Below are 24,502 nucleotides of genomic sequence, written 5' to 3'. Positions count from 1 at the left end.
AAAACAGCCATAAATAAAGCGTAACAGGCTTAAGGGGGAGCTATTCATGACAGCAGTAATCGTATCTGGAAAAGAACTGGCAACAGAGAAAAGAGCCTTCATCAAAACAGAAGTTCAGAAACTTGTAGCGGATATACAAACACAACCCAGCTTGGCAGTGATTCTTGTCGGTGATAATCCGGCATCCCATTCCTACGTCCGAGCTAAGCAAAGAGCGTGTGAAGAAGCGGGGATGCAGTGCATTTTGGAGCATTATCCCGAAACCCTGACGGAGCAGGAACTATTGGAACGCATCTCCTTCTATAACCAGGAAAAAACGGTACATGGAATTTTGGTGCAACTGCCCCTACCTCAGCACATAAACGAACTTGCAGTCATTGAAAGTATCTCTCCTGACAAAGATGTGGATGGTTTCCACCCCGTAAATATCGGAAAAATGATGATCGATCAACAGGCATTCCTTCCATGCACCCCATATGGAATTGTGGAAATGATCAAGTCTTTGAACATTCCTATCGCAGGAAAACATGTAGTGGTTATCGGTAGAAGTAATATTGTCGGCAAACCGGTTGGGCAGCTACTTTTAAAAGAAGATGCCACAGTAACGTATTGCCATTCGCGCACAAAGAATCTTGCCTCCATCACGAAGCAGGCGGATATCCTGATTGCTGCAGTTGGAAAAGCAAAACTCATTGGCCCTGATTTTGTTAAAGATGGCGCGATTGTCATTGATGTAGGAGTAAATAGGCTCGAAACAGGAAAGCTTTGTGGAGACGTGGACTTTGACATGGTCAAGGAAAAAGCGAGTTACATCACTCCTGTTCCTGGTGGAGTCGGACCGATGACCATCACGATGCTCCTCCAGAATACACTGCAATCAGCACAAAAAATCGGAAGGGCAAACAAGACGTTTTCCTGACTATATGGTATGTTTAGAGATGGATGGAACATTGGTTCTTCCGTCTTTTTTCATATTCTTTTATAATAGAGGATGTTCAAATAGTCTTTGTTCAGCCTCCTATATGAACAAGAGATAGGATAAGGCTTTAAAAAGGAGCGACCCGTAATGAGTGATCGCAAGTACTTGACAGTTACAGCTTTGACAAAATACATAAAAAGAAAGTTTGATGTCGATCCCCATCTGCAGGATGTATGGCTAAAGGGCGAAATATCCAATTTCAAGCAGCATAGCAGAGGACATATGTACTTCACGCTGAAGGATCAGAATGCCAGGCTGCAGGTTGTGATGTTTGCCGGACAGAACAAAAGCCTCGCCTTTAAACCGGAAGAAGGAATGAAGGTGCTGGTACGCGGGGAGTTAACTGTGTATGAGGCGAATGGGTCGTATCAGATGTACATAAAAGAAATGCAGCCGGATGGAGTGGGAAGCCTATATCTTGCCTATGAGGAGCTGAAGAAAAAGCTTTCAAGCGAAGGGCTGTTTTCCACTACATATAAAAAGCCCCTTCCCAAATATCCTCAAACGGTTGGTGTAATCACCTCCCCGACAGGAGCGGCAGTCCGGGATATCATTACGACACTTAAAAGAAGGTATCCCCTCACGAACATCGTTGTCATCCCGGCACTTGTTCAGGGAACACATGCTGCACCATCCATTGTGAAGGCGATTAAACAGGCACATGAACTGGATGGAGTGGATGTAATTATAGTTGGCCGTGGTGGCGGATCGATTGAGGAGCTTTGGGCGTTCAACGAGGAAATCGTAGCAAGGGAAATTTTCGCCTCAAAGATTCCGATCATTTCAGCGGTCGGCCATGAAACAGACTTTACGATAGCTGATTTTGTTGCAGATATGCGAGCACCGACGCCGACAGCAGCTGCAGAGCTGGCAGTTCCTCATATCAATGAGCTGATGGAGCGGCTATCTGACCGGAAATTCAGATTGCATCGCGCGTCCAATAAACTGATACAAGGCTTCAAAGACCGTCTTGCAACGCTGCAGAAGTCCTATGCATTCAGATTCCCGAAAAACCTCTATGTTCAAAAGGAGCAGGAGCTCGACCGGATGATGGATGACCTTGAAGCAGCCATGAAGCGCCTTGTGGAAAAAAAGCGTGACAAGCAACTGCAGATATCATCTTTGCTCGAGCGCAACCATCCCAGAAAGCAACTGGAATTGGAGAAGGGCTCCTTGGAGCAGCAGACCAAAATGCTGACAAAATACATGAGGCAGGCATTGCAAAAGAAGCAATGGGAGTTTCAAAATCGCTTAACCAAGATAGATGGATTAAGTCCATTGAAAATAATGAGCCGTGGGTATAGCGTGGCATACGCAAGCAGTGGAGAAATTGTAAAAAGCAAAGAGCAGGTGAAGGTCGGGGACACCCTGCAGGTTAATTTACAGGATGGAACCCTTGATTGTGAAGTGCAGGAGATAAAGGAGCGAAAAAACAATGAGTGAAAAGAAGACGAAAAAAGAAGTATCATTCGAAGAGGCTATGAGAGAGCTGGAAGCTATTGTGGAAAAGCTCGAAGAAGGGGATGTTCCATTGGAAGAGGCCATTTCCCATTATAAAGAAGGAATGAAGCTTTCCAAGCTCTGTCATGACAAGCTTACCCATGTAGAAGGTGAAATGGAAAAGATCCTGAAGGAAAACGGTGAGTTGGAGTCCTTTGCGATACAGGAGGATGAAGCTTAATTGTCGACACATACAAACCTCCAAACTTTTTTGCAAGATAGAAAACCGATAGTGGAAGATAAGCTTTATAGTTATATGGAAAACGTGGATGCCCCTTCAGTACTTGTGGAATCGATGAAATATTCCCTGAAAGCGGGAGGGAAAAGGCTCCGCCCCCTACTTGTCCTTGCAACGCTGCATTCCTTCGGAAAAAACGAGGAATTGGGTCTTCCGGTTGCGTGCGCAATAGAAATGATTCATACCTACTCCCTGATCCATGATGATCTACCGAGTATGGATGATGATGATTTCCGCAGAGGAAAGCCTACCAACCATAAGGTGTACGGGGAAGCAATGGCGATTCTTGCGGGAGATGCACTTCTGACCTACAGCTTTGAAGTGATGGAGAGTCTGCTCGAAAAAGGAGTTATTCCATCTAAAGTGCTTATGCTTGTCAAAGAGTTGGCAAAGGCGGCAGGTCCCAGCGGAATGGTAGGTGGACAGGTTGCGGATATGGAAGGGGAAGGTGCACAACTACTGCTTGAGGATCTTGAATATATCCACCGGAACAAAACAGGAAAGCTGCTTGGCTATGGCATTTATGCGGGTGCCGTACTTGCAGATGCAACCGATGACCAGTTGACCATGCTATCCAAGTTTTCCGATCATCTTGGACTCGCTTTTCAAATCAGGGACGATATCCTTGATATTGAAGGAGAAGCTGAAAAGATAGGCAAACCGGTCGGGTCTGATACGCTGAATGAAAAAGTGACCTATCCAGCTCTTCTTACTATGGAAGGTGCCAAGGAAAAACTGAACCACCACATAGAAGAAGCAAAGAAGTTGCTGAAGAGCTTGCCGCTTGAATCTGATCTTTTGGCACAGCTCTGTGACCTGATTGCCAAAAGGGACCATTAATCGACAAAAAGCATTTGGAAAATTGAGCATTTACTCTTTTTATGATATAGTAAATGGGACTAAAGAGTAGTATCGCATACTCTAAATGCCCATCTACATATGGAAACTTACATCAAGTGAAAATTTATAAATAATTGTGAAGAAAATACAAATGCTTAACATATAAGGTGCAGAATTATACTATTGTTTATAAATGGAATGAAGCCACTAATTGGAGTTTAGCTTTTCGCCGTTATCACACCTGTGTTAGCGGCTATTTTTTCAGGCGGAGCATAATGGTATCATTCCATGGCGGAACGGTTCAAAAGTAAACGGTTCCATCAGAACTGTTCTAAAGATAAAAATAAGCGAATTCAGCAAGGAAAGAGAGTGATCCCTTTTGGATCTTACAAAGATTACAAGCCCGCAATTTCTTAAAAATATGTCAATTGCCGAGTTGGAAGAATTAAGTGCCGACGTGCGCAAATTTCTGATTGAGCAATTATCGACTACCGGAGGACATATCGGTCCGAATCTTGGTGTGGTGGAATTGACCATCGCTCTTCATAAAGTGTTTGACAGCCCGAAAGACAAATTCCTGTGGGACGTTGGGCATCAGGCCTATGTACATAAAATTTTGACAGGCAGGGCCTGTGAATTCGGCACATTGCGTAAGTATAAGGGTCTCTGCGGTTTCCCGAAACGCAATGAAAGTGAGCACGATGTATGGGAAACTGGTCATTCCTCCACCTCTCTTTCCGGAGCTATGGGGATGGCTGCAGCACGTGACATCAAGGGTGCCAAGGAGTACATTATCCCGGTTATTGGGGACGGCGCCTTGACAGGTGGAATGGCACTTGAAGCTTTAAATCATATCGGGCATGAGAAGAAGGATATGATTGTGATCCTGAATGATAATGAAATGTCGATTGCACCAAATGTTGGTGCGCTGCATAGTGCACTCGGAAGAATGCGCACTGCCGGCAAATATAACTGGGTGAAAGACGAGCTGGAAGTGCTGTTGAAGAAAATCCCGGCAGTTGGCGGGAAACTGGCTTCTACGGCAGAAAGAATCAAGGACAGCTTGAAATACCTCGTAGTAAGCGGGATGTTCTTCGAAGAGCTCGGGTTTACGTATCTCGGGCCGATTGATGGACATAATTACAACGATTTAATAGAAAACCTTAATTATGCGAAGAAGACTGAAGGCCCGGTTCTGATCCATGTGGTGACGAAAAAAGGGAAGGGCTATGAGCCTGCAGAATCCGATAAAATCGGGACATGGCATGGAATAGGTCCCTATAAAATCGAAACAGGCGATGTCCTGAAGCCGGCCGGCGCACCCCCTGCCTGGAGCAGTGTGGTAAGTGAGACCGTCAGGAAGATTGCCCGTGAAGATGGGCGTATCGTTGCCATCACTCCTGCGATGCCTGTCGGATCAAAGCTTGAGAACTTTGCAAAGGAATTCCCAGAGCGCATGTATGATGTCGGCATTGCCGAGCAGCATGCCGTGACGATGGCTGCAGGACTTGCCACGCAAGGGATGAAGCCGTTTGTTGCCATCTATTCCACATTCCTGCAAAGAGCGTACGATCAGGTTGTGCATGACGTTTGCCGCCAAAACTTGAATGTATTCTTTGGTATTGACCGTTCTGGTCTTGTTGGTGAGGACGGGGAAACCCATCAAGGAGTGTTTGATATTGCTTTCTTAAGGCATCTTCCAAATATGGTGCTGATGATGCCGAAGGACGAAAATGAAGGTCAGCATCTGGTTTATACAGCGAGTAAATACGATCAAGGACCAATTGCAATCCGCTATCCTAGAGGAAACGGTCTTGGCGTGAAAATGGATGCGGAGCTTGAGGAAATTCCGATCGGTTCGTGGGAAGTGCTGAAGGAAGGTACGGATGCTGCAATCCTGACATTCGGTACAACGATTGGCATGGCACTTGAAGCAGCAGAAGCCTTGTCAAAGGATGAACTTTCAGTGAAGGTAGTAAATGCGCGATTCATCAAACCGATGGATGAAGCGATGCTGCATGACCTGTTCAAATCAGGTATGCCAGTTGTAACAGTTGAGGAAGCTGTGCTGCAAGGTGGATTCGGTAGTGCGGTCGTGGAATTTGCAAGCGATCACGGCTATACGAACAGAGTTGTCAGAATGGGAATTCCAGACCGGTTCATCGAGCACGGCAGTGTAAAGGAATTAATGAATGAAATAGATCTGACGGCTGCTAAAGTAGCAGAAAACGTAAAATTGATTTCAACAAGAAGAAAACAAAAAAGGGCATAGGACATATGGCGAAAAAAGAAAGACTAGATGTATTATTAGTGGAACGCGGCCTGATTGAAACGCGTGAAAAGGCGAAGCGTTCCATCATGGCAGGACTCGTATATACAAATGAACAGCGCTTGGACAAGCCTGGTGAAAAAGTGGCAATCGATGCCCCATTGACGATAAAAGGAAATCTTATACCTTACGTCAGCAGAGGAGGACTTAAGCTTGAAAAAGCACTAAAAGTCTTTGATCTGAATGTATTAGACAAGATTCTCCTTGATATCGGCGCATCCACCGGTGGCTTTACGGATTGCGCGCTTCAAAACGGAGCGAAACTGAGCTATGCACTCGATGTAGGCTACAACCAGCTTGCCTGGAAGCTTCGTCAGGATGAACGTGTGGTTGTCATGGAACGGACCAATTTCCGCTATGTCACTCCAGTTGACCTGACATTCGGCATGCCTGAATTTGCAAGCATCGATGTTTCATTCATTTCCCTTAAATTGATCCTGCCTGTTCTTAAAACATTGCTTGTTCCTGATAGTGATATTGTGGCACTTGTAAAGCCGCAATTCGAAGCAGGTAAAGGGCAGGTAGGTAAAAAAGGGATTGTCCGCGAGCCGGAAATCCATGAGGCTGTCCTTGAGATGATTCGCGATTTCAGCTTAAAGGAAGGCTACGATGTAGAAGACCTCTCCTTTTCCCCAATCACCGGAGGAGAAGGGAATATCGAATTCCTCCTCCATCTTAAATGGTGCGGACCAAAGGATGCTGGATCAGATCACCTGAAATATACCATTTCCCAAGTGGTTACAGAGGCACATCAACAATTAAAAGCAGAAAAAGGGGAATGACTTTTCAGTTGTTCCTTTTTTTAACGTGCGGCGATAGTTTTCTTTTACATATGAATAGGTTTGAATTAACATAAAGCTAGGTATTGTCATGCAACATAGATATATTTAAGGGGTGCCGAAATGACCAAGGGGCAAAGACATATTAAAATTAGAGAACTGATAACAAACAGTGAAGTGGAAACGCAGGATGAATTAGTGGATCGCTTAAAAAGCGCTGGGTTCAACGTCACGCAGGCTACGGTTTCAAGGGATATCAAGGAGCTGCATCTTGTAAAAGTGCCGATGATGGACGGCAGATACAAATATAGCCTTCCAGCCGATCAGCGCTTTAACCCGTTGCAGAAGCTGAAGCGATCCCTGATGGATGCATTCGTCAAACTCGACATCGCAGGTCATATGATCGTCATGAAAACGATGCCCGGTAACGCCAATGCAATCGGTGTATTGATCGATAACCTCGATTGGCCGGAAATACTGGGAACCATCTGTGGAGATGACACATGCCTGGTCATCTGCCGCACCCCAGAGCAGGCCGAAGAGCTATCCGAAAAATTTATTAATATGCTTTAAAAATATAGGACGATTCCGTAAAGGAAGTGATGGAATGATTGCAGAATTAACGATCAAAAATTTTGCCATTATAGAATCTCTGTCAATCTCATTTGAAAAAGGCTTGACTGTCCTGACAGGTGAAACAGGTGCAGGGAAGTCCATTATCATCGATGCCATCCACCTGTTGGCTGGTGGCCGTGGCTCCCATGAATTTGTACGATTCGGAGAGAAACGTGCAGAGCTTGAGGGGCTGTTCCTGCTTGAGGATGAGTCCCATCCATGCTATCGGGTCTGCAAGGAGCTTGGCATAGATATTGAAGACGAGATGGTGGTACTGAGAAGGGAAATCCATGCGACAGGAAAGAGTGTATGCAGAGTGAACGGAAAGCTCGTTACAATCGCTCTTTTACGAGAAGTGGGACAAACCCTTGTCGATATTCATGGACAGCACGAGCATCAGGAGCTCATGGATCCCGATCTACATCTGGCACTCCTTGATCAGTTCGGCGGCAAGGCGGTTCAAAAGGAGCTGCTGGCCTATTCAGAAATATATAAAGAGTACAAGGATGTGGAAAAGCGTCTCCTTCACTTGACGGAAAACGAGCAGAAAGTGGCACACCGCCTTGATCTGCTGCAATTCCAGGCAGAGGAAATCAACAATGCACAGCTTACCATCGATGAGGATGAAGAGCTTTTTGAGGAACGAACCAAAATCAGTAACTATGAACGTCTTTATCAGTCCCTGAACAACTGCTACTATGCCATGCATGGTGAACAAAAGGCACTTGATTGGATCGGACAGGCCATGTCTGAAGCGGAGGGCTTGGAGGAGATCGATAAGAATCTGAAGGATGTTTTTGATACAATCTCCAACTCCTACTATCAGCTTGAGGAGTTATCCTATCGACTGCGGGACGAGATCGATCAGCTTGAATTCGATCCAAAGCGCCTGGATTTCATCGAAAGCAGATTAAACGAAATCAAGCAACTGAAAAGGAAGTATGGCAGTTCGGTTGAGGAAATCCTGGAATACGCCTCTAAAATCGAAGAAGAGCTGGAGACCCTGCAGAACCGTGACTCTCACATACACCAGCTTCAGGAATCGCTACAATCATTAAAAGAGGATCTCGCATTGGAAGCCAAAGCATTGACTGAAGCCCGCATGAAGGCTGCTGCAAAGCTCACAAAGAGCATCCATAAGGAACTTAAGGATCTTTATTTGGAAAAAGCGATATTCGACGTCCATTTTGAAGTGAGAAAAGAAAAGGGACAAGACGGTTTTCTTTTTCAGAAGAATGGAGTGGATATGGTGGAGTTCTATCTCACCACCAACCCTGGCGAACCGCTGAAGCCGATGGCAAAGGTAGCATCAGGAGGGGAGCTTTCTCGAATCATGCTGGCTCTGAAGAGCATTTTCTCTAAGCATCAGGGGATTACTTCAATCATCTTTGATGAAGTGGATACTGGTGTAAGCGGTCGTGTCGCACAAAGCATCGCAGAGAAGATCTATCAGGTATCCGTGGATTCACAGGTGCTATGCATCTCCCACCTTCCACAAGTGGCTGCCATGTCCGATACACATCTCTTCATCAGCAAGGATGTAAAGGGAGAACGGACGAAAACCAAAGTGAACGTGCTTGGGGAAGAAGAGAAAATCCGCGAAATCGGCCGGATGATCTCGGGTGTCGAAATCACGAGCCTCACCAAAGAGCATGCAAAAGAATTACTGGAGCTTGCTGGCAGTATGAAGCAGGCTTAAAGAATAGGTGCGTTTCCCATTATTGGAGTGGGAAGCGCTTTTTGTTTTGTGTGCGATTGGAGGAAGAGCAGCGTGAGGATATCGTGCGGTTGTGAGAGGATAGAACAAGGTTACGTGAGAATAGGTGGGTGTTACGTGAGAACAGAACCTAGAAACGTGAGAATAGCACCAGTGAACGTGGAATTTGACTGAAAAAAATCAATGCTTCCTCGAAAATCACCCCGAACTCACCACACTCGCATTTATACATCCCACATACCTTGTATAACTATCCATATTGGGTAGCTTTTTTATTTATATATTGGTTATAAATGTGGGCGTAGAAGGCAAAATTATATAATGTAGCCATGAAAGGTGTGGGATAGGAGCGAGGAGAGTGAAAAAGCTTGAGAGAAGATTTAATTAGAAAAATTATCGGTGTATTTCTCCTTGTTTCAGTCATGGTATTTTGTGCAAGTCAGCCATTTAAAGAGTTTATCCAAATTCCCAATAAAATAACGATGTTTGAAGGGCAAGGCATACATTTCCAATCATCCTTACCTGTGAATGCGGTAGTGAAAGGAAATGAACCTTCTGTTGGAATAGATACGGAAAATGGTGCAGTGGCTCTTAACGGTAAGAAAAGCGGGGAAAGCCAAGTTGTACTAGAACTTGCCGGTATCCCGATCAAGCAAGTGAATGTGGATGTAATCCCTGAATATAAAGTGTATCCTGGTGGTCAGTCCATCGGTGTGAAATTAAATACTTTAGGTGTATTGGTTGTCGGTCATCATCAAGTGGATACGGTAGAGGGAAAGCAGTCACCTGGTGAAATTGCGGGCATTCAAGTCGGTGACATTATTACAAAGATCAATGGTGAAACAATTGAACAGATGAGCGATGTTGCCCCATTTGTTCAAAATGCCGGGAAAACCGGTGCTCCGCTCGATGTTGTCATAACTAGAGATAAGAAAACCATCGAGACCAAATTAGTTCCCTTAAAAGATAAGCAGGACAGTACATTCCGAATCGGTTTGTATATCAGGGATTCTGCTGCAGGAATCGGGACCATGACTTTTTATGATCCCATCACGATGAAGTACGGTGCACTTGGACATGTCATTTCGGACATGGATACCAAAAAGCCGATTGTTGTGCAGGATGGACAGATTGTCCGTTCCACCGTAACGTCTATTGAAAAAGGAAGCAATGGGGTGCCAGGTGAGAAGCTGGCCCGTTTCTCCAACGATCGTTCTTCCATCGGCGATATCACCAGAAACAGTCCGTTCGGTATTTTCGGAACGCTCCATCAGGATATCCAAAACGGCATAATGGATAAAGCATTGCCGATCGCACTCTCCCATGAGGTAAAAGAGGGGCCTGCAAAAATACTGACCGTCGTAAATGAAGACAAGGTGGAGGAGTTTGATGTGGAAGTGATCAGCTCGATACCACAAAAGTTTCCGGCAACAAAAGGAATGGTCATCAAGATTACGGATCCGGTCCTTTTAGAGAAAACAGGTGGAATTGTCCAAGGAATGAGTGGCAGTCCCATCATACAGAATGGCAAGGTTATCGGTGCGGTAACACACGTGTTTGTCAACGACCCGACTTCAGGTTATGGTGTTCACATAGAATGGATGCTGAATGAAGCCGGAATTGACATCTATAAAAAGGAAAACCTGAAGAAAGTGGGCTGATACAGCTCGCTTTTTTTCTTTTGTTTATCTTAAATTTTTGTTTTGATTTCAGGGAGCTAGCTGTTGATTGGAGCGAAAGGCGGAGACTCCTGCGGGAGATGGCGTTTAGTGGAAACCCCGCAGGCGAAGCTGAGGATGCTCCATAAGCACCCCGCGGAAAGCGAAGCCTTGCGCGGAAATCAACAGCAGTGTTTAACGGAGTTTTTCTTTTATTTGGTATTCACATACGGTATGATAGGGAATATAAAGATTTTTCGACAAATGCACCTAGTAATTTGCGACTTTACGCGTAATTAGTCGAAAAAAGAAGGAATCTGAAGAAAAACCCTCATTTTCTAATAAATTTAAGGATTTTTTATAATATTAGAGGAAAAGAGGTTGCATTGTCGAATTTAACAATTAGAATAAAAATATAGAGAAAATTACAAACCAAAAAAAAGAATGTATAGGGACTGAGGAGGAAATTAGCTGTATGAAAATCAAAGTATGTGTGGTAGATGATAATCGTGAATTGGTTGGCCTGTTAGAGGAGTATATTTCTGCGCAAGAAGACATGGAAGTGGTAGGAGTTGCACATAACGGTCAGGAATGCCTTCAATTAATTCAAGACAAGTCACCGGACGTCTTAATTTTAGATATTATTATGCCTCATCTTGATGGTTTGGGAGTATTGGAAAAAATGCGTTCCCTGAACCTTGAGAAGCAGCCGAACGTGATAATGCTTACAGCTTTTGGACAAGAGGATGTTACAAAGAAAGCTGTGGATCTGGGTGCATCCTATTTTATCCTTAAGCCATTTGATATGGAAAACCTGGTTAGCAGCATTCGTCAGGTAAGCGGTAAATCTTCACCGATCCTGAAACGTTCCGGTTCATCGTCCTTCCGCTCCTCAAGCCCAGAACCAAAAGGTAGAAACCTGGATGCCAATATAACGAGCATCATTCACGAAATCGGCGTACCAGCACACATCAAAGGTTACCTTTATTTAAGAGAAGCAATTAGCATGGTCTATAATGATATTGAGCTTTTAGGCTCCATTACAAAAGTCCTTTATCCGGATATTGCAAAGAAATACAACACAACTGCCAGCCGTGTAGAGCGTGCAATCCGCCATGCCATTGAGGTTGCGTGGTCCCGCGGGAATATCGATAGCATTTCGTCGTTGTTCGGCTACACGGTTTCCATGACAAAAGCAAAGCCTACCAACAGTGAATTCATTGCGATGGTTGCAGACAAGCTGCGTCTTGAACACCGCGCTTCCTGAAAGGGTAAGGAACAATAGAATAGCCTACATCATTAAATGACCAGTGATTGCGATTATTGGTCATTTTTTGATTTATTGCCAAAAGAAAAAAAGCGAACCCAAAAGTCCGCTTCTGCTATATCTAAATTTCGCATTCTTCATGATAAACTTAATCAGAATTAGCTATTCCTTTTTAGCTTCCTCACGTTCGATTTCCACTAATTTTTGCACTAAAATGTGCTGTGGAAGGTGCATGATCTGTTCAATCGGTACATCTAATGCCTTGGCTAGCCTTTGGGCGGTTTCTGCGGAGATTTGCAATGGTCGCATCTCGTTCACCTCGTTTATGAATAGTAATACGTTTATTTTACTAAAAACGGAGCTTAATTGTAACTCTTATTCTTAGGGGAATATCGAAAGGTGTGAAAACATGACAAAAATATTTGGTCACCGGGGTTCTGCTGGTACTCATCCTGAAAATACAATGATCAGCTTTGAGCAGGCATACATAGATGGGGCAGACGGCATTGAGCTTGATGTTCAACTGAGCAAGGACGGGATCCCTGTTGTCATTCACGATGAAAAGGTCGACAGGACAACGAATGGAAAAGGCTTCGTGAAGGACATGAAGCTGAAGGAATTGCAGAAGCTGAACGCGGTCTATAAATTTGCCGATCAATATAAAGCGGCTGCTATACCCACACTTGAACAAGTGCTCAACTGGGCAAAGGGTAAAGGCATTCTTATCAATATTGAACTCAAGAATGGCATCATCGCCTATGAGGGTCTGGAGGAGAAGGTGGTGGAGCTGATAGACAAATATGATCTCCACTCCAACATCATCTTTTCAAGCTTTAACCACTATAGCATTGCCAAACTCCATAAACTCGTGCCTGATATCGATAAGGCGGTTCTGTACATGGAAGGGATCTATAAGCCTTGGGAGTATACGAAATGGGTGGGGGGGAATGGAATCCATCCTAGTATCAAAGCATGTCCAACAGTTTTGATCGAGCAGTCCCAAAAAGCGGGAGTGCCGGTTAGACCTTTTACTGTAAATGATAAAAAAGTGATGAAAAAATTATTTGAGGTAAACTGTGCAGGTTTTTTCACGGATTATCCAAAAATCGCAGTGCAGTTAAGAAAATAGACAAAAATCCGGTTCTCCAGATCAAGGAGTACCGGATTTTTTTATTTTTGAAAACGTTTCTGCACTTTACTGCGTTTGCGGTCCCTGTAAAAGATGAATCCCGCTACAAACCATAGCCCGATCAGGAAAAACAGAAGTCCTATTAAAAACTGCAGCCATAGATAAGGAATCATAGGGTGGCCGATGTTGAACACCATGTCCCTCATAAGCTTGATCCCATATACAGCAAAACATCCAGGTATAAGTAAGATAACTAGAGCGACAATACGTTTCATAAATGATGTGCCTCACTTTCCGAGCGTTCGTCCATATTATATCAGATTTTGTCTTGCTTAGAAGAAAAAAACGGTTTATGATGGAAGTATGCAAGATATTTCATATGTTTATAAGAAGACTGTGAATTTTCTTTCAATTTACAACTGGATGACACAACAATAGTAGAAGATGATTCACTAGTCGTTCTTAACTAAATAAAGGGGTTTGTTATGCAGACTGTACTGATAGTTGGCGCTGGTAAAGGTGGCTCTGCGATTTTAAAAATGTTAACGCATTCAGGGATGTTCAACCTCGTTGCGGTAGTCGATATAGACAAGGACGCTGCAGGCCTGGCAATGGCAAACCGGATGGGGATACCAGTTGGTGACAAGTGGGAAGATTTTCTTGCCGAAAAGCTTGATATCATCATTGAAGCCACCGGGTCCGAAGAAGTTTTTCAGGATATTAGAGAAAAGAAAGATAAAAAGACGGTTCTTGTTCCAGGAACGGTCGCACACATTACTGCAAAGCTTGTGGAAGAACGCGAAGACCTAATTGCGAAAATGAAATACGAATCGCATAAGCGCGATTTGATCTTCAATCTCTTGCATGACGGGTTATTGGTAGTCGACCAGTCGGGCAAGGTGATCCTGTTCAATAAAAGCGCGCAGCGGATTGCGGGAATAAAGAAAGAGCACATTGAAAACAAGCATGTTCTCGAGTATATTCCGTCAAGCAGACTGATTGATGTGATACATACAAAAAGAGTCGAAAAAAATAAAGAAATGATTCTGGAAAACGGCAAGAAGATCATTACTACAAGGTCCCCGCTGATTGATGAGGATGGAAAAGTAATCGGTGCTTTTGCGGTATTCAAGGATATTACGGAAGTGGTAAACCTGGCTGAGGAAGTGACCAACCTCAAGGGCATACAGACGATGCTCGAGGCGATCATTCAATCCTCGGATGAGGCGATATCGGTTGTGGATGAATTTGGCCGCGGGCTGATGATCAACCCTGCATATTCAAGGCTGACAGGCCTGAAGGAAGAACAGGTAATCGGGAAGCCTGCCACTGCGGATATATCAGAAGGTGACAGTATGCATATGAAGGTGCTGGAAACCAGAAGAGCGGTAAGAGGGGTAAACCTAAAGGTAGGCCCGGGTAAAAAAGAGGTTATTGTTAATGTTGCGCCGATTATAGTGGACGGCAAGCTGAAGGGGAGTGTCGGGGTCATCCATGACGTCTCCGAGATCCAGACGCTGACAACAGAGCTGGACCGGGCACGGCAGATCATCCGTACATTGGAAGCGAAATACTCCTTTGAGGATATTATCGGTTCTTCCGAGGAAATGAGCCTTGCAATCGAACAGGCGAAATTGGGTGCGAAAACTCCTGCAACTGTTTTGTTGCGTGGGGAATCCGGCACTGGGAAAGAATTATTTGCCCATGCCATCCATAACGGAAGCAGCAGGAAGTATAACAAGTTCATCCGGGTCAATTGCGCGGCACTCTCTGAATCGCTTTTGGAAAGTGAACTGTTCGGCTATGAAGAAGGTGCTTTTTCCGGGGCTAAACGCGGCGGAAAGAAAGGGCTTTTTGAAGAAGCCAACAACGGTAGTATTTTCCTTGATGAAATAGGGGAATTGTCTGCCAACACTCAAGCAAAACTATTAAGGGTATTGCAAGAAAATGAAATCATCAGGGTTGGTGGAACAAAAGCGATATCCATCAACGTCCGGGTCATTGCGGCGACCAATGTGAATCTGGAAAAGGGCATTGCAAATGGCACCTTCCGTGAAGATCTGTATTACCGGTTGAACAGGATGCCGATTCATATTCCTCCGTTAAGAAAACGGAAAGAGGATATCGAGGCGATAAGCGAGCATCTGATAAGAAAAATAAACCAGGACTACGGCAGGAATGTGGAGGGGTTAACACCACAAGCCATCCATTACTTAGCCTCCTATGACTGGCCGGGAAATGTCAGGGAGCTCGAGAATGTCCTCGGACGGGCCATCATCTTCATGCAATATAGTGAAGTGCTGATTGATACGAGCCATATTCCGGCACTTGCCAAAGGTGAAAATGTCAGTCAGGAATCGTCAGAAGCCATTCCTGAGAATCAGACGCTGATGGAAATGCTGGAAGGGTACGAAGCGAAGATTATTCAAAAGACCCTGAAGAAAAACAAAGGCAATAAAACGAAGACTGCAAAGGAGCTCGGAGTATCCATCCGTAATCTTTATTATAAAATGGAAAAGTTCCACCTTGCTTGATGATGCATGCAAAATACTGCGCGATACGCAAGTTTTTGCATATACGATTATAGATAAATAAAGCGTTTACATGATTTTCGTGTTGGCACGAATCTTGCATAGATATAAATGGTGTAGAAAGGAAGGGTTGAAGAGATGAAACTAGATGAACTTATCAGCAGAGCAACCCAATTGCCATCCAAGGTAGTTGCTATCGCAGCTGCGGAGGATGAAGAGGTGATGGAAGCGGTCGCCCATGCACTGGAAAAGGATTTAGCTTCATTTATCCTTTTCGGTGATGAGGAAAAGATCACTGGCATGCTTGCCTCCCATAGAATCGAAAGTTCGCATGCTGGCGTAAGGATTGTATCTGCCGGTAATGCAAAGGAAGCGGCGCAGCTTGCTGTAAAGGCTGTTTCCGGTAAAGAGGCAGATGTTCTGATGAAGGGGAATGTCCCAACTGCCACAATTTTAAAAGAAGTATTGAATAAGGAATATGGTCTTCGTACCGGGAGTGTACTATCCCATGTGGCAGCATTTGAAGTGCCGGGCTATGATCGACTTATTTTTGTGACCGATGCGGCAATGAACATTGAACCGACATTGGAGCAGAAAGTCCAAATTGTACAGAATTCCGTATCTGTAGCACGAGCTTTAGGTATCGATATGCCGAAAGTGGCACCACTTGCAGCTGTGGAGGTTGTAAATCCTGCGATGCAAGCGACAATGGATGCTGCCCTGCTGACTCAGATGAACCACAGAGGCCAGATCAAAGACTGCATCATAGACGGTCCGTTGGCATTGGATAATGCCGTGAGCGCACTTGCAGCAGAGCATAAAGGAATCAAAAGTGAGGTGGCAGGACAAGCGGATATTCTCTTTGTACCTACCATTGAAGTGGGAAATGTCCTTTATAAATCACTAATCTATTTTGCAAATGCAAAGGTTGGTGCCATCATATCAGGTGCCATAGCTCCGATTGTTTTAACATCAAGAGCAGACTCAGCCGAAAGTAAATTAAATTCTTTAGCACTAGCTGTCTGTTCTGTTAAATAATATATCTAACTAAAAATTAACACTATCTTGGGGAGGAATTTTATCATGGAAATTTTCAAATATATGGAGACTTACGATTACGAGCAACTAGTTATTTGTCAGGATAAAAAATCAGGATTAAAAGCAATCATCGCGATTCACGATACGACACTTGGTCCTGCATTAGGTGGAACTCGCATGTGGACATATGCTTCTGAGGAAGCGGCGATTGAGGATGCACTACGCCTTGCAAAAGGTATGACATACAAGAATGCTGCTGCTGGACTTAACCTTGGCGGAGGAAAAACAGTTATCATAGGTGATCCTCGTACAGACAAGAACGAAGAAATGTTCCGCGCTTTCGGTCGTTACATCCAAGGATTGAATGGCCGATATATCACTGCTGAGGATGTTGGGACAACTGTAGCAGATATGGACCTTATCTTTGAAGAGACTGACTATGTAACAGGTGTATCACCTGCATTCGGTTCTTCCGGTAACCCATCTCCTGTAACAGCTTACGGCGTATACCGCGGAATGAAAGCTGCTGCAAAAGAAGCTTTCGGTACAGATTCATTGGAAGGTAAAGTTGTGGCAGTTCAAGGTGTAGGTAACGTGGCATTCAACCTTTGCCGTCACCTGCATGAAGAAGGTGCACAACTGATCGTTACAGATATCAACAAAGTAGCGGTTAACCGTGCTGTTGAAGAATTCGGGGCAAGAGCAGTTGACATCAACGACATCTACAGCGTGGAATGTGATATCTATGCTCCATGTGCTTTAGGTGCAACAATCAACGACGAAACGATTCCGCAATTAAAAGCAAAAGTTATTGCAGGTGCTGCAAACAACCAGCTGCTTGATACAAAACACGGGGACATCATCCATGAAATGGGTATCGTCTACGCTCCTGACTATGTTATCAATGCCGGTGGGGTAATCAACGTGGCGGATGAGCTTTACGGCTACAACCGTGAGCGTGCGATGAAAAAAGTAGAAGGCATCTACGATAACATCGAAAAAGTTATTGAAATTGCAAAACGCGACGGAATCCCGACATACAAAGCTGCTGACCGTTTAGCAGAAGAACGCATCGAACGCATGAGAATGTCACGCAGCCAATTTTTACAAAACGGACATCATATTTTAAGCCGTCGTAACGGCCGCTAATATTATAGAGAATAGAAATAAGGAACGGGGGCTGTGCCAGGCTTCGTGGAAACACGCTTGGGACACCCTTGTTACCTGTAATAATGGAGGTTTCCACATTGTTAGAAAATGTTTATCGCATACTAGTCATCAATCCAGGATCAACATCAACGAAAATAGGTGTATTCGATAATGAACGCTCCGTTTTTGAGAAAACCATACGTCACGATAGTGAAACGATAAATTCCTTTGCATCAATCTTTGACCAGTATGAATTCAGAAAAACAACCATTCTGGAAGCATTGGACCAGGAAGGCATCAATATCTCGAAGTTGAGTGCAGTTTGTGGCCGTGGGGGACTGCTTCGTCCAATCGAAGGTGGAACCTATTCGGTTAATGACGAAATGCTGAAGGATCTTAAAGTCGGCTATTCAGGTCAGCACGCATCAAATCTTGGCGGAATTTTAGCATATGAAATTGCCACAGGCTTGAATATTCCTTCTTTTATTGTCGACCCTGTAGTTGTAGATGAGTTATCGGATGTTGCCAGAATTTCCGGTTTTTCTCTGATTGAGCGCAAGAGCATTTTCCATGCACTGAACCAGAAAGCTGTAGCTCGCCGTGTGGCAAAGGAGCTTGGCAAAAAATATGAAGAACTGAACCTGATTGTCACTCACATGGGTGGGGGAATTACGGTTGGTACGCATATCGGTGGACGTGTAGTGGATGTTAATAATGGTCTGCACGGCGATGGACCATTCAGTCCGGAGCGTGCCGGAACAGTACCTGCCGGTGATCTCGTGTCACTGTGCTTCTCTGGTGACTACTACCGTGATGAAATCATGAAAAAACTCGTTGGGCAAGGTGGACTTGTAGGCTATCTTGGAACCAATGACGCGGTACAAGTAGAAAAAATGATCGAAAATGGCGAAAAGCAAGCCGAACTGGTTTATGAAGCAATGGCCTATCAGGTAGCAAAAGAAATTGGATCCGCAAGTGCCGTGCTGGCAGGAAAAGTGGATGCGATCGTACTGACTGGCGGACTTGCATACGGCAAGGGATTTGTTAAACAGATCTCCGACCGTATCAGCTGGATTGCAGACGTGATTGTACAACCTGGAGAAAATGAGCTTCAAGCCCTGACAGAAGGAGCATTGCGTGTGCTTCGCGGCGAAGAGGATGCAAAAATTTACCCAGGCAATAAAGTGGACAGCAAAGTACGTAGCTAAGAAGGGAGAGGCAAACATGGCACAAGAATATGATTTAGTCATACTAGGTGGAGGAACGGGTGGTTATGTAGCAGCGATCCGTGCATCTCAGCTTGGCTTAAAAACAGCAGTAGTAGAGAAAAAGAAAATCGGCGGAACTTGCCTTCATGCAGGTTGTATCCCAAGTAAAGCATTGCTTCGCAGCGCAGAAGTATTTGCCCAAACAAAGAACAGTGAAGAATTTGGTGTCATCTCCGGAGAAGTGAAATTGGACTTCTTCAAGGTGCAGGAGCGCAAACAGAAAATCATCGACCAGCTTCACGGTGGCGTACAGCACTTAATGAAGCAAGGCAAGATAGACGTATTTTACGGTACTGGCCGTATCTTGGGACCATCCATTTTCTCTCCAATGCCTGGAACGATCTCCGTTGAGTTCGAAAATGGCGACGAAAACGAAATGTTGATCCCGAAAAACGTGATCGTAGCAACCGGTTCCCGTCCTCGTTCCCTGCCTGGACTTGAAATCGATGGCACCCAGGTCATGACTTCCGATGAGGCATTATCCTTGGAAGAGCTACCAAAATCCATCATCATCGTAGGTGGAGGCGTAATCGGAATCGAGTGGGCTTCCATGCTTGACGATTTCGGAGTGGAAGTAACGGTACTGGAATATGCAGACCGTGTATTACCAACCGAAGACAAGGAAGTATCAAAAGAAATGCAGCGCCTATTGAAAAAGCGCGGCATCAAAGTGGTAACAAGTGCAAAAGTACTTCCTGAAACATTGGAAAAAGCTGCTGATTCCGTGACAATCAAAGCGGAGCACAAAGGCGAGGAAAAATCCTTTACCGCTGAAAAAATGTTGGTATCTGTCGGCCGTCAAGCAAACGTGGAAGGCATCGGACTTGAGAACACGGATATTCAAGTGGAAAAAGGCTTCATCAAAACAAACGACCGTTTCCAGACAAAAGAATCCCACATCTATGCAATCGGTGATGTTATCGGAGGCTTGCAGCTTGCACACGTTGCTTCTCATGAAGGAATAGTGGCAGTTGAGCATTTCGCCAATGAAAACCCTGCTCCAATCGATTACAGCATGATTTCCAAATGTGTATACAGCAGCCCAGAAGTGGCAAGCGTAGGATATACAGAGGAAGAAGCTAAAGAAAAAGGCTTCGAAGTGAAAACAGGTAAGTTCTCTTTCCGTGCAATCGGAAAAGCGCTTGTTTACGGGGAATCTGATGGATTCGTGAAGCTTGTCGTAAACAAAGAGAACGATGATATCCTTGGCGTTCACATGATCGGTCCACATGTTACAGACATGATCTCTGAAGCAGGTCTTGCACGTGTACTTGATGCGACTCCATGGGAAATCGGACACACGATCCATCCACATCCTTCTTTATCGGAAGCAATTGGTGAGGCTGCGCTGGCAGTCGATGGAAAAGCAATTCATTCATAAAAAGAGAATAAGGGAGCGGGTCGTTAAAAAGATCGCTCTCCACTTTCTACATATAGGAGGTAAATACAATGGCAGAAAATCGCCACCAGGCTTTAGGGCTAAGTGATGAAAATGTATTAGAAATGTTTAGAACGATGTTAATGGCTCGCCGTATTGACGAGCGTATGTGGCTATTGAACCGTGCAGGGAAAATTCCTTTTGTAATCTCCTGCCAAGGTCAAGAAGCGGCACAGGTTGGAGCTGCATTTGCACTAGATCGTGAAAAAGACTATGTGCTTCCATACTACCGTGATATGGGTGTTGTATTGACATTCGGTATGACAGCAACGGAATTGATGCTTTCCGGCTTTGCGAAAGCGGAAGATCCAAACTCAGGCGGACGCCAGATGCCAGGTCACTTCGGCCAAAAGAAAAACCGTATCGTAACTGGTTCTTCTCCTGTAACGACCCAGGTACCACACGCAGTAGGTGTAGCGCTTGGCGGTCGTTTGGAGGGTAAGGACCTTGTGACATTCGTAACGTTTGGTGAAGGTTCCTCCAACCAAGGGGACTTCCATGAAGGTGCGAACTACGCAGCGGTTCACAAATTACCGGTTATCTTCATGTGCGAAAACAACAAATATGCTATCTCTGTTCCTTATGAGAAGCAAGTGGCATGTGAAAAAATCTCTGACCGTGCATTAGGTTACGGAATGCCTGGAATTACAATCGACGGAAACGATCCGTTGGAAGTATATGCGGCAGTGAAGGAAGCGGCAGACCGCGGCCGTCGCGGCGAAGGTCCAACATTGGTAGAAGCAATATCCTACCGTCTGACTCCACACTCCAGTGATGACGATGATCGTGCATACCGTGAGCGTGACGAAGTGGATGCAGCAAAAGCGAAAGATCCGATCATCAGCTTTGCGGCATACTTGAAAGAGGTTGGCGTACTGACTGACGAGAAAGAGAAAGAAATGAACGATGAGATTGCCAAAGAAGTGAACGAAGCAACAGAATACGCAGAAAATGCTCCATATGCAGATGCTGAATCCGCAATGAAGCATGTTTACGCAGAGTAAGGGGGAACCATCATGGCAGTTATTTCTTATATAGATGCAGTGACAATGGCCATCCGTGAAGAGATGGAGCGCGATTCCAAAGTATTCGTACTTGGGGAAGACGTAGGACTAAAAGGTGGAGTTTTCAAAGCGACAACCGGCCTTTATGACCAGTTCGGGGAAGACAAAGTAATCGATACGCCACTTGCAGAGTCTGCAATCGCTGGTGTAGCAATCGGTGCAGCAATGTACGGCATGCGTCCGATCGCTGAAATGCAGTTCGCTGATTTCATCATGCCTGCAGTTAACCAGATCATTTCAGAAGCGGCGAAAATCCGCTACCGTTCCAACAACGACTGGACATGTCCACTTGTTGTCCGTGCTCCATACGGTGGAGGAGTACACGGTGCGCTTTACCACTCTCAATCAGTTGAAGCGGTATTTGCGAACCAGCCAGGTCTGAAAATCGTCATGCCTTCCACACCTTATGATGTAAAAGGTTTGTTGAAAGCAGCAATCCGTGACGAAGATCCGGTACTATTCTTCGAGCACAAGCGTGCATACCGTCTGATCAAAGGCGAAGTCCCTACTGATGATTATGTTCTTCCAATCGGTAAGGCAGACGTGAAGCGTGATGGGGAAGACATCACGGTCATCACATACGGCCTATGTGTCCACTTTGCACTTCAAGCAGCAGAGCGCCTTGCCCAGGATGGCATCTCCGCTCACATCCTTGACTTGCGTACGGTTTACCCGTTGGACAAAGAAGCGATCATGGAAGCGGCTTCTAAAACAGGTAAAGTTCTTTTACTTACGGAAGATACAAAAGAAGGTAGCATCATGAGTGAGGTTTCTGCCATCATCGCGGAAAATTGCCTATTCGACCTGGATGCTCCGATTATGCGTCTGGCTGGACCTGATGTTCCTGCAATGCCATACGCTCCAACAATGGAGAAGTACTTCATGGTTAATCCGGACAAAGTGGAAAAAGCGATGCGCGAGCTAGCGGCTTATTAATACATGTATTGATACTAGGAAGAGAGTCCCGCTACTTCGCGGCTGACTCTTCTTTACGGAATAAAGGAGGCACTCATCATGGCAGTTGAAAAAATTACGATGCCACAGCTTGGGGAAAGTGTTACTGAAGGTACTATCAGTCGCTGGATCGTAAGCGTCGGTGACAAAGTAAACAAATACGACCCTCTAGCAGAGGTTATGACAGATAAAGTAAATGCAGAAATTCCATCCTCTTTTACAGGTACAATCACAGAGCTTGTAGCGGAAGACGGCGACACATTGGCTGTCGGCGAAGTGATCTGCTACATCGAAACAGGTGAAGGCGAAGCTTTAGATGCTGCTAAGACTGATGCACCGAAGGAAGAGGCGTCTGCTCCTGCAGCGGCTTCAAACACAAGTGCTCCTGCATCAGCAACAACTGACGCGGATGCACCGAACAAGCGTCGCTACTCACCGGCAGTCCTGCGCCTTGCACAAGAAAACAATGTGGATCTTGAGCAAGTAACTGGAACAGGTGCAGGCGGACGTATTACAAGAAAAGACATCCAAGCGGTGATCGAATCCGGTAATATCCCAACTTCAGATTCCAAACCAGCTGCAGCAGCGGCTCCTGCACAGGAAGCTCCAAAAGCGGAGAAGGCAGCACCAGCACCTTCAGCACCAGCAGCAGCCAGCGCACCAAAAGCAGCTCAACCGGTCAACGTACCTGTTGAAGCGGGAGATATCGAAATCCCTGTAACTGGCGTACGTAAAGCAATTGCAGCGAACATGCTTCGCAGCAAGCACGAAGCGCCTCATGCTTGGACGATGATCGAAGTGGATGCTACAAACCTAGTGGAATACCGCAATTCCTTAAAGAACGACTTCAAGAAGAAGGAAGGCTACAACCTGACGTTCTTCGCTTTCTTCGTAAAAGCTGTCGCTCAAGCACTAAAAGAATTCCCGCAGATCAACTCCATGTGGGCTGGCGATAAAATCGTCCAGAAGAAAGACATCAACATCTCCATCGCAGTTGCAACGGACGATGCACTATACGTACCGGTTATCCGCAATGCGGATGAGAAAACAATCAAAGGTATTGCCCGTGAGATCACGGAACTTGCCAACAAAGTTCGCGCTGGGAAATTGACATCTGCTGAAATGCAAGGTGGAACATTTACAGTGAACAACACTGGTTCATTCGGTTCTGTACAATCACAAGGTATTATCAACTACCCACAAGCGGCAATCCTGCAAGTGGAGTCCATCGTAAAACGTCCGGTAGTCATGGACCACGGCATGATCGCAGTACGCGACATGGTCAATCTGTGCATGTCCCTTGACCACCGTGTCCTTGACGGACTAGTATGCGGACGCTTCCTTGCCCGCATCAAAGAGATCATCGAGAAGATGTCCAAAGAGAATACTTCAATTTATTAATTTGTGGGAAACCGACAAGGCGCTTTGGCGTTTTGTCGGTTTTTGTTTTGTTAAAAGAGCAACTATTTGTGGCGGAAAAATACTGTTCGCATCAACTCTTGGTAGTTTGGCACGAACTCAACTTAGTCTCGCACGAACCCCAATGGATGGTAGCGGATTATGAAGTAAAGGAGCTTTTACGGTATTATTTTTAAGTGTGGGTGGTGATTTTAAAGTGAGTAAATTTAATATACGGGTTCAAGATACTATCATAGAAATCGAAGGAAATGAAAGATATTATATTGAAGTTAGGGATAGGGCTTTTATCGGTACAATCCTTGAGAAAATGGATTTTGACTACGATGGTCGTGTATTCTTTTACATCCTCACTGATGAAGAAAACGAAGATTATCAAATAGTAGAAGATGAAATTATAAAAATAAATAAACTTTAAGTAAACTATTGTCTTCTTGTGCTAACGGGTAGCTTATCTGAAACAAGGTAAGCTTCAAATTAATTTTTGAGAAAATGGTAGAGATTTAAAAAATTGGTATGAAGTAATCGGGCATGATTGTGGAGGAGCGAGAACTATTCCTTATCCAGCAAACGGACCATATTATCGAATAAAG

At 44.9% G+C, this 24,502-nt stretch carries 22 protein-coding genes; 20 read left to right on the top strand and 2 right to left on the bottom strand.

Annotation, left to right across the window (positions count from 1 at the left end; all coding sequences use genetic code 11):
• The first annotated feature begins 46 nt into the window (after positions 1-46).
• From folD to spo0A, 10 genes are all read left to right on the top strand, one after another.
• Positions 47-919 carry a bifunctional methylenetetrahydrofolate dehydrogenase/methenyltetrahydrofolate cyclohydrolase FolD gene (gene folD, locus ACFVAD_RS02255; protein ID WP_386635665.1) on the top strand — a complete coding sequence of 291 codons (873 nt, stop codon included), beginning with the start codon at positions 47-49 and terminating at the stop codon, positions 917-919.
• 147 nt (positions 920-1,066) lie between these two features.
• On the top strand, positions 1,067-2,422 hold the full coding sequence (gene xseA, locus ACFVAD_RS02250) for an exodeoxyribonuclease VII large subunit (protein WP_386635663.1): 1,356 nt from the start codon (positions 1,067-1,069) through the stop codon (positions 2,420-2,422).
• Positions 2,415-2,660 (top strand): exodeoxyribonuclease VII small subunit, encoded by a 246-nt coding sequence (locus tag ACFVAD_RS02245; protein WP_386635661.1) that lies wholly within the window; start codon positions 2,415-2,417, stop codon positions 2,658-2,660. The genes xseA and ACFVAD_RS02245 overlap by 8 nt, the downstream gene beginning before the upstream one ends.
• Positions 2,661-3,557, top strand: a complete 897-nt coding sequence (locus tag ACFVAD_RS02240) for a polyprenyl synthetase family protein (RefSeq protein WP_386635659.1) — start codon at positions 2,661-2,663, stop codon at positions 3,555-3,557.
• Positions 3,558-3,936: 379 nt separating this feature from the next.
• Complete coding sequence (gene dxs, locus ACFVAD_RS02235; protein ID WP_386635657.1) at positions 3,937-5,829, top strand: 1-deoxy-D-xylulose-5-phosphate synthase; 1,893 nt, start codon at positions 3,937-3,939, stop codon at positions 5,827-5,829.
• 5 nt (positions 5,830-5,834) lie between these two features.
• Positions 5,835-6,668, top strand: coding sequence for a TlyA family RNA methyltransferase (locus ACFVAD_RS02230; protein ID WP_386635655.1), 834 nt, complete (start codon positions 5,835-5,837; stop codon positions 6,666-6,668).
• A gap of 120 nt (positions 6,669-6,788) precedes the next feature.
• Positions 6,789-7,238 (top strand): transcriptional regulator AhrC/ArgR, encoded by a 450-nt coding sequence (gene ahrC, locus ACFVAD_RS02225; RefSeq protein ID WP_386635653.1) that lies wholly within the window; start codon positions 6,789-6,791, stop codon positions 7,236-7,238.
• Positions 7,239-7,272: 34 nt separating this feature from the next.
• The gene (recN, locus tag ACFVAD_RS02220; protein WP_386635651.1) at positions 7,273-8,979 is read left to right on the top strand and encodes a DNA repair protein RecN; all 1,707 of its coding nucleotides are present in this window, start codon (positions 7,273-7,275) and stop codon (positions 8,977-8,979) included.
• A gap of 386 nt (positions 8,980-9,365) precedes the next feature.
• Complete coding sequence (gene spoIVB / locus ACFVAD_RS02215) at positions 9,366-10,658, top strand: SpoIVB peptidase (protein WP_386635649.1); 1,293 nt, start codon at positions 9,366-9,368, stop codon at positions 10,656-10,658.
• A 472-nt stretch (positions 10,659-11,130) separates the two neighbouring features.
• Positions 11,131-11,922: a sporulation transcription factor Spo0A gene (gene spo0A, locus ACFVAD_RS02210; RefSeq protein ID WP_386635647.1), complete on the top strand. Its 792-nt coding sequence runs from the start codon at positions 11,131-11,133 to the stop codon at positions 11,920-11,922.
• Between the two features lie 162 nt (positions 11,923-12,084).
• On the opposite strand, the gene ACFVAD_RS02205 is transcribed toward spo0A, so the two are convergent.
• Positions 12,085-12,231, bottom strand: a complete 147-nt coding sequence (locus tag ACFVAD_RS02205; RefSeq protein ID WP_386635645.1) for a YycC family protein — start codon at positions 12,229-12,231, stop codon at positions 12,085-12,087.
• 100 nt (positions 12,232-12,331) lie between these two features.
• Between ACFVAD_RS02205 and ACFVAD_RS02200 the strand changes: the two genes are divergently transcribed.
• Positions 12,332-13,051 (top strand): glycerophosphodiester phosphodiesterase, encoded by a 720-nt coding sequence (locus tag ACFVAD_RS02200; protein ID WP_386635643.1) that lies wholly within the window; start codon positions 12,332-12,334, stop codon positions 13,049-13,051.
• A 41-nt stretch (positions 13,052-13,092) separates the two neighbouring features.
• Here the strand turns inward: ACFVAD_RS02200 and ACFVAD_RS02195 are convergent, their stop codons facing one another.
• Positions 13,093-13,326, bottom strand: coding sequence for a DUF2627 domain-containing protein (locus tag ACFVAD_RS02195; protein ID WP_386635641.1), 234 nt, complete (start codon positions 13,324-13,326; stop codon positions 13,093-13,095).
• Between the two features lie 210 nt (positions 13,327-13,536).
• Here ACFVAD_RS02195 and ACFVAD_RS02190 point away from each other — a divergent pair, with 210 nt between their 5' ends.
• From ACFVAD_RS02190 to ACFVAD_RS02150, 9 genes are all read left to right on the top strand, one after another.
• A complete protein-coding gene (locus ACFVAD_RS02190; protein WP_386635639.1) occupies positions 13,537-15,585 on the top strand; it encodes a sigma 54-interacting transcriptional regulator in 2,049 nt (682 codons plus the stop codon).
• Positions 15,586-15,720: 135 nt separating this feature from the next.
• Positions 15,721-16,620, top strand: coding sequence for a phosphate butyryltransferase (gene yqiS / locus ACFVAD_RS02185; RefSeq protein ID WP_386635637.1), 900 nt, complete (start codon positions 15,721-15,723; stop codon positions 16,618-16,620).
• 45 nt (positions 16,621-16,665) lie between these two features.
• The gene (bcd, locus tag ACFVAD_RS02180) at positions 16,666-17,769 is read left to right on the top strand and encodes a branched-chain amino acid dehydrogenase (protein ID WP_386635635.1); all 1,104 of its coding nucleotides are present in this window, start codon (positions 16,666-16,668) and stop codon (positions 17,767-17,769) included.
• Between the two features lie 83 nt (positions 17,770-17,852).
• Positions 17,853-18,977, top strand: coding sequence for a butyrate kinase (buk, locus tag ACFVAD_RS02175; RefSeq protein ID WP_386636028.1), 1,125 nt, complete (start codon positions 17,853-17,855; stop codon positions 18,975-18,977).
• A 16-nt stretch (positions 18,978-18,993) separates the two neighbouring features.
• Positions 18,994-20,418, top strand: coding sequence for a dihydrolipoyl dehydrogenase (lpdA, locus tag ACFVAD_RS02170; RefSeq protein ID WP_386635633.1), 1,425 nt, complete (start codon positions 18,994-18,996; stop codon positions 20,416-20,418).
• 68 nt (positions 20,419-20,486) lie between these two features.
• Positions 20,487-21,479 (top strand): thiamine pyrophosphate-dependent dehydrogenase E1 component subunit alpha, encoded by a 993-nt coding sequence (locus ACFVAD_RS02165; RefSeq protein WP_386635631.1) that lies wholly within the window; start codon positions 20,487-20,489, stop codon positions 21,477-21,479.
• A 12-nt stretch (positions 21,480-21,491) separates the two neighbouring features.
• Positions 21,492-22,475, top strand: coding sequence for an alpha-ketoacid dehydrogenase subunit beta (locus tag ACFVAD_RS02160; protein ID WP_386635629.1), 984 nt, complete (start codon positions 21,492-21,494; stop codon positions 22,473-22,475).
• Between the two features lie 78 nt (positions 22,476-22,553).
• On the top strand, positions 22,554-23,894 hold the full coding sequence (locus tag ACFVAD_RS02155) for a dihydrolipoamide acetyltransferase family protein (RefSeq protein WP_386635627.1): 1,341 nt from the start codon (positions 22,554-22,556) through the stop codon (positions 23,892-23,894).
• 214 nt (positions 23,895-24,108) lie between these two features.
• Positions 24,109-24,327: a hypothetical protein gene (locus ACFVAD_RS02150; protein WP_386635625.1), complete on the top strand. Its 219-nt coding sequence runs from the start codon at positions 24,109-24,111 to the stop codon at positions 24,325-24,327.
• Positions 24,328-24,502: the final 175 nt, after the last annotated feature.

Source organism: Sutcliffiella sp. NPDC057660 (assembly GCF_042800035.1).
Taxonomy (GTDB): Bacteria; Bacillota; Bacilli; order Bacillales; family Bacillaceae_I; genus Sutcliffiella_A.
Note: the sequence above shows the minus strand (reverse complement) of the source record. Positions and strands in the feature narration are given on the sequence as shown.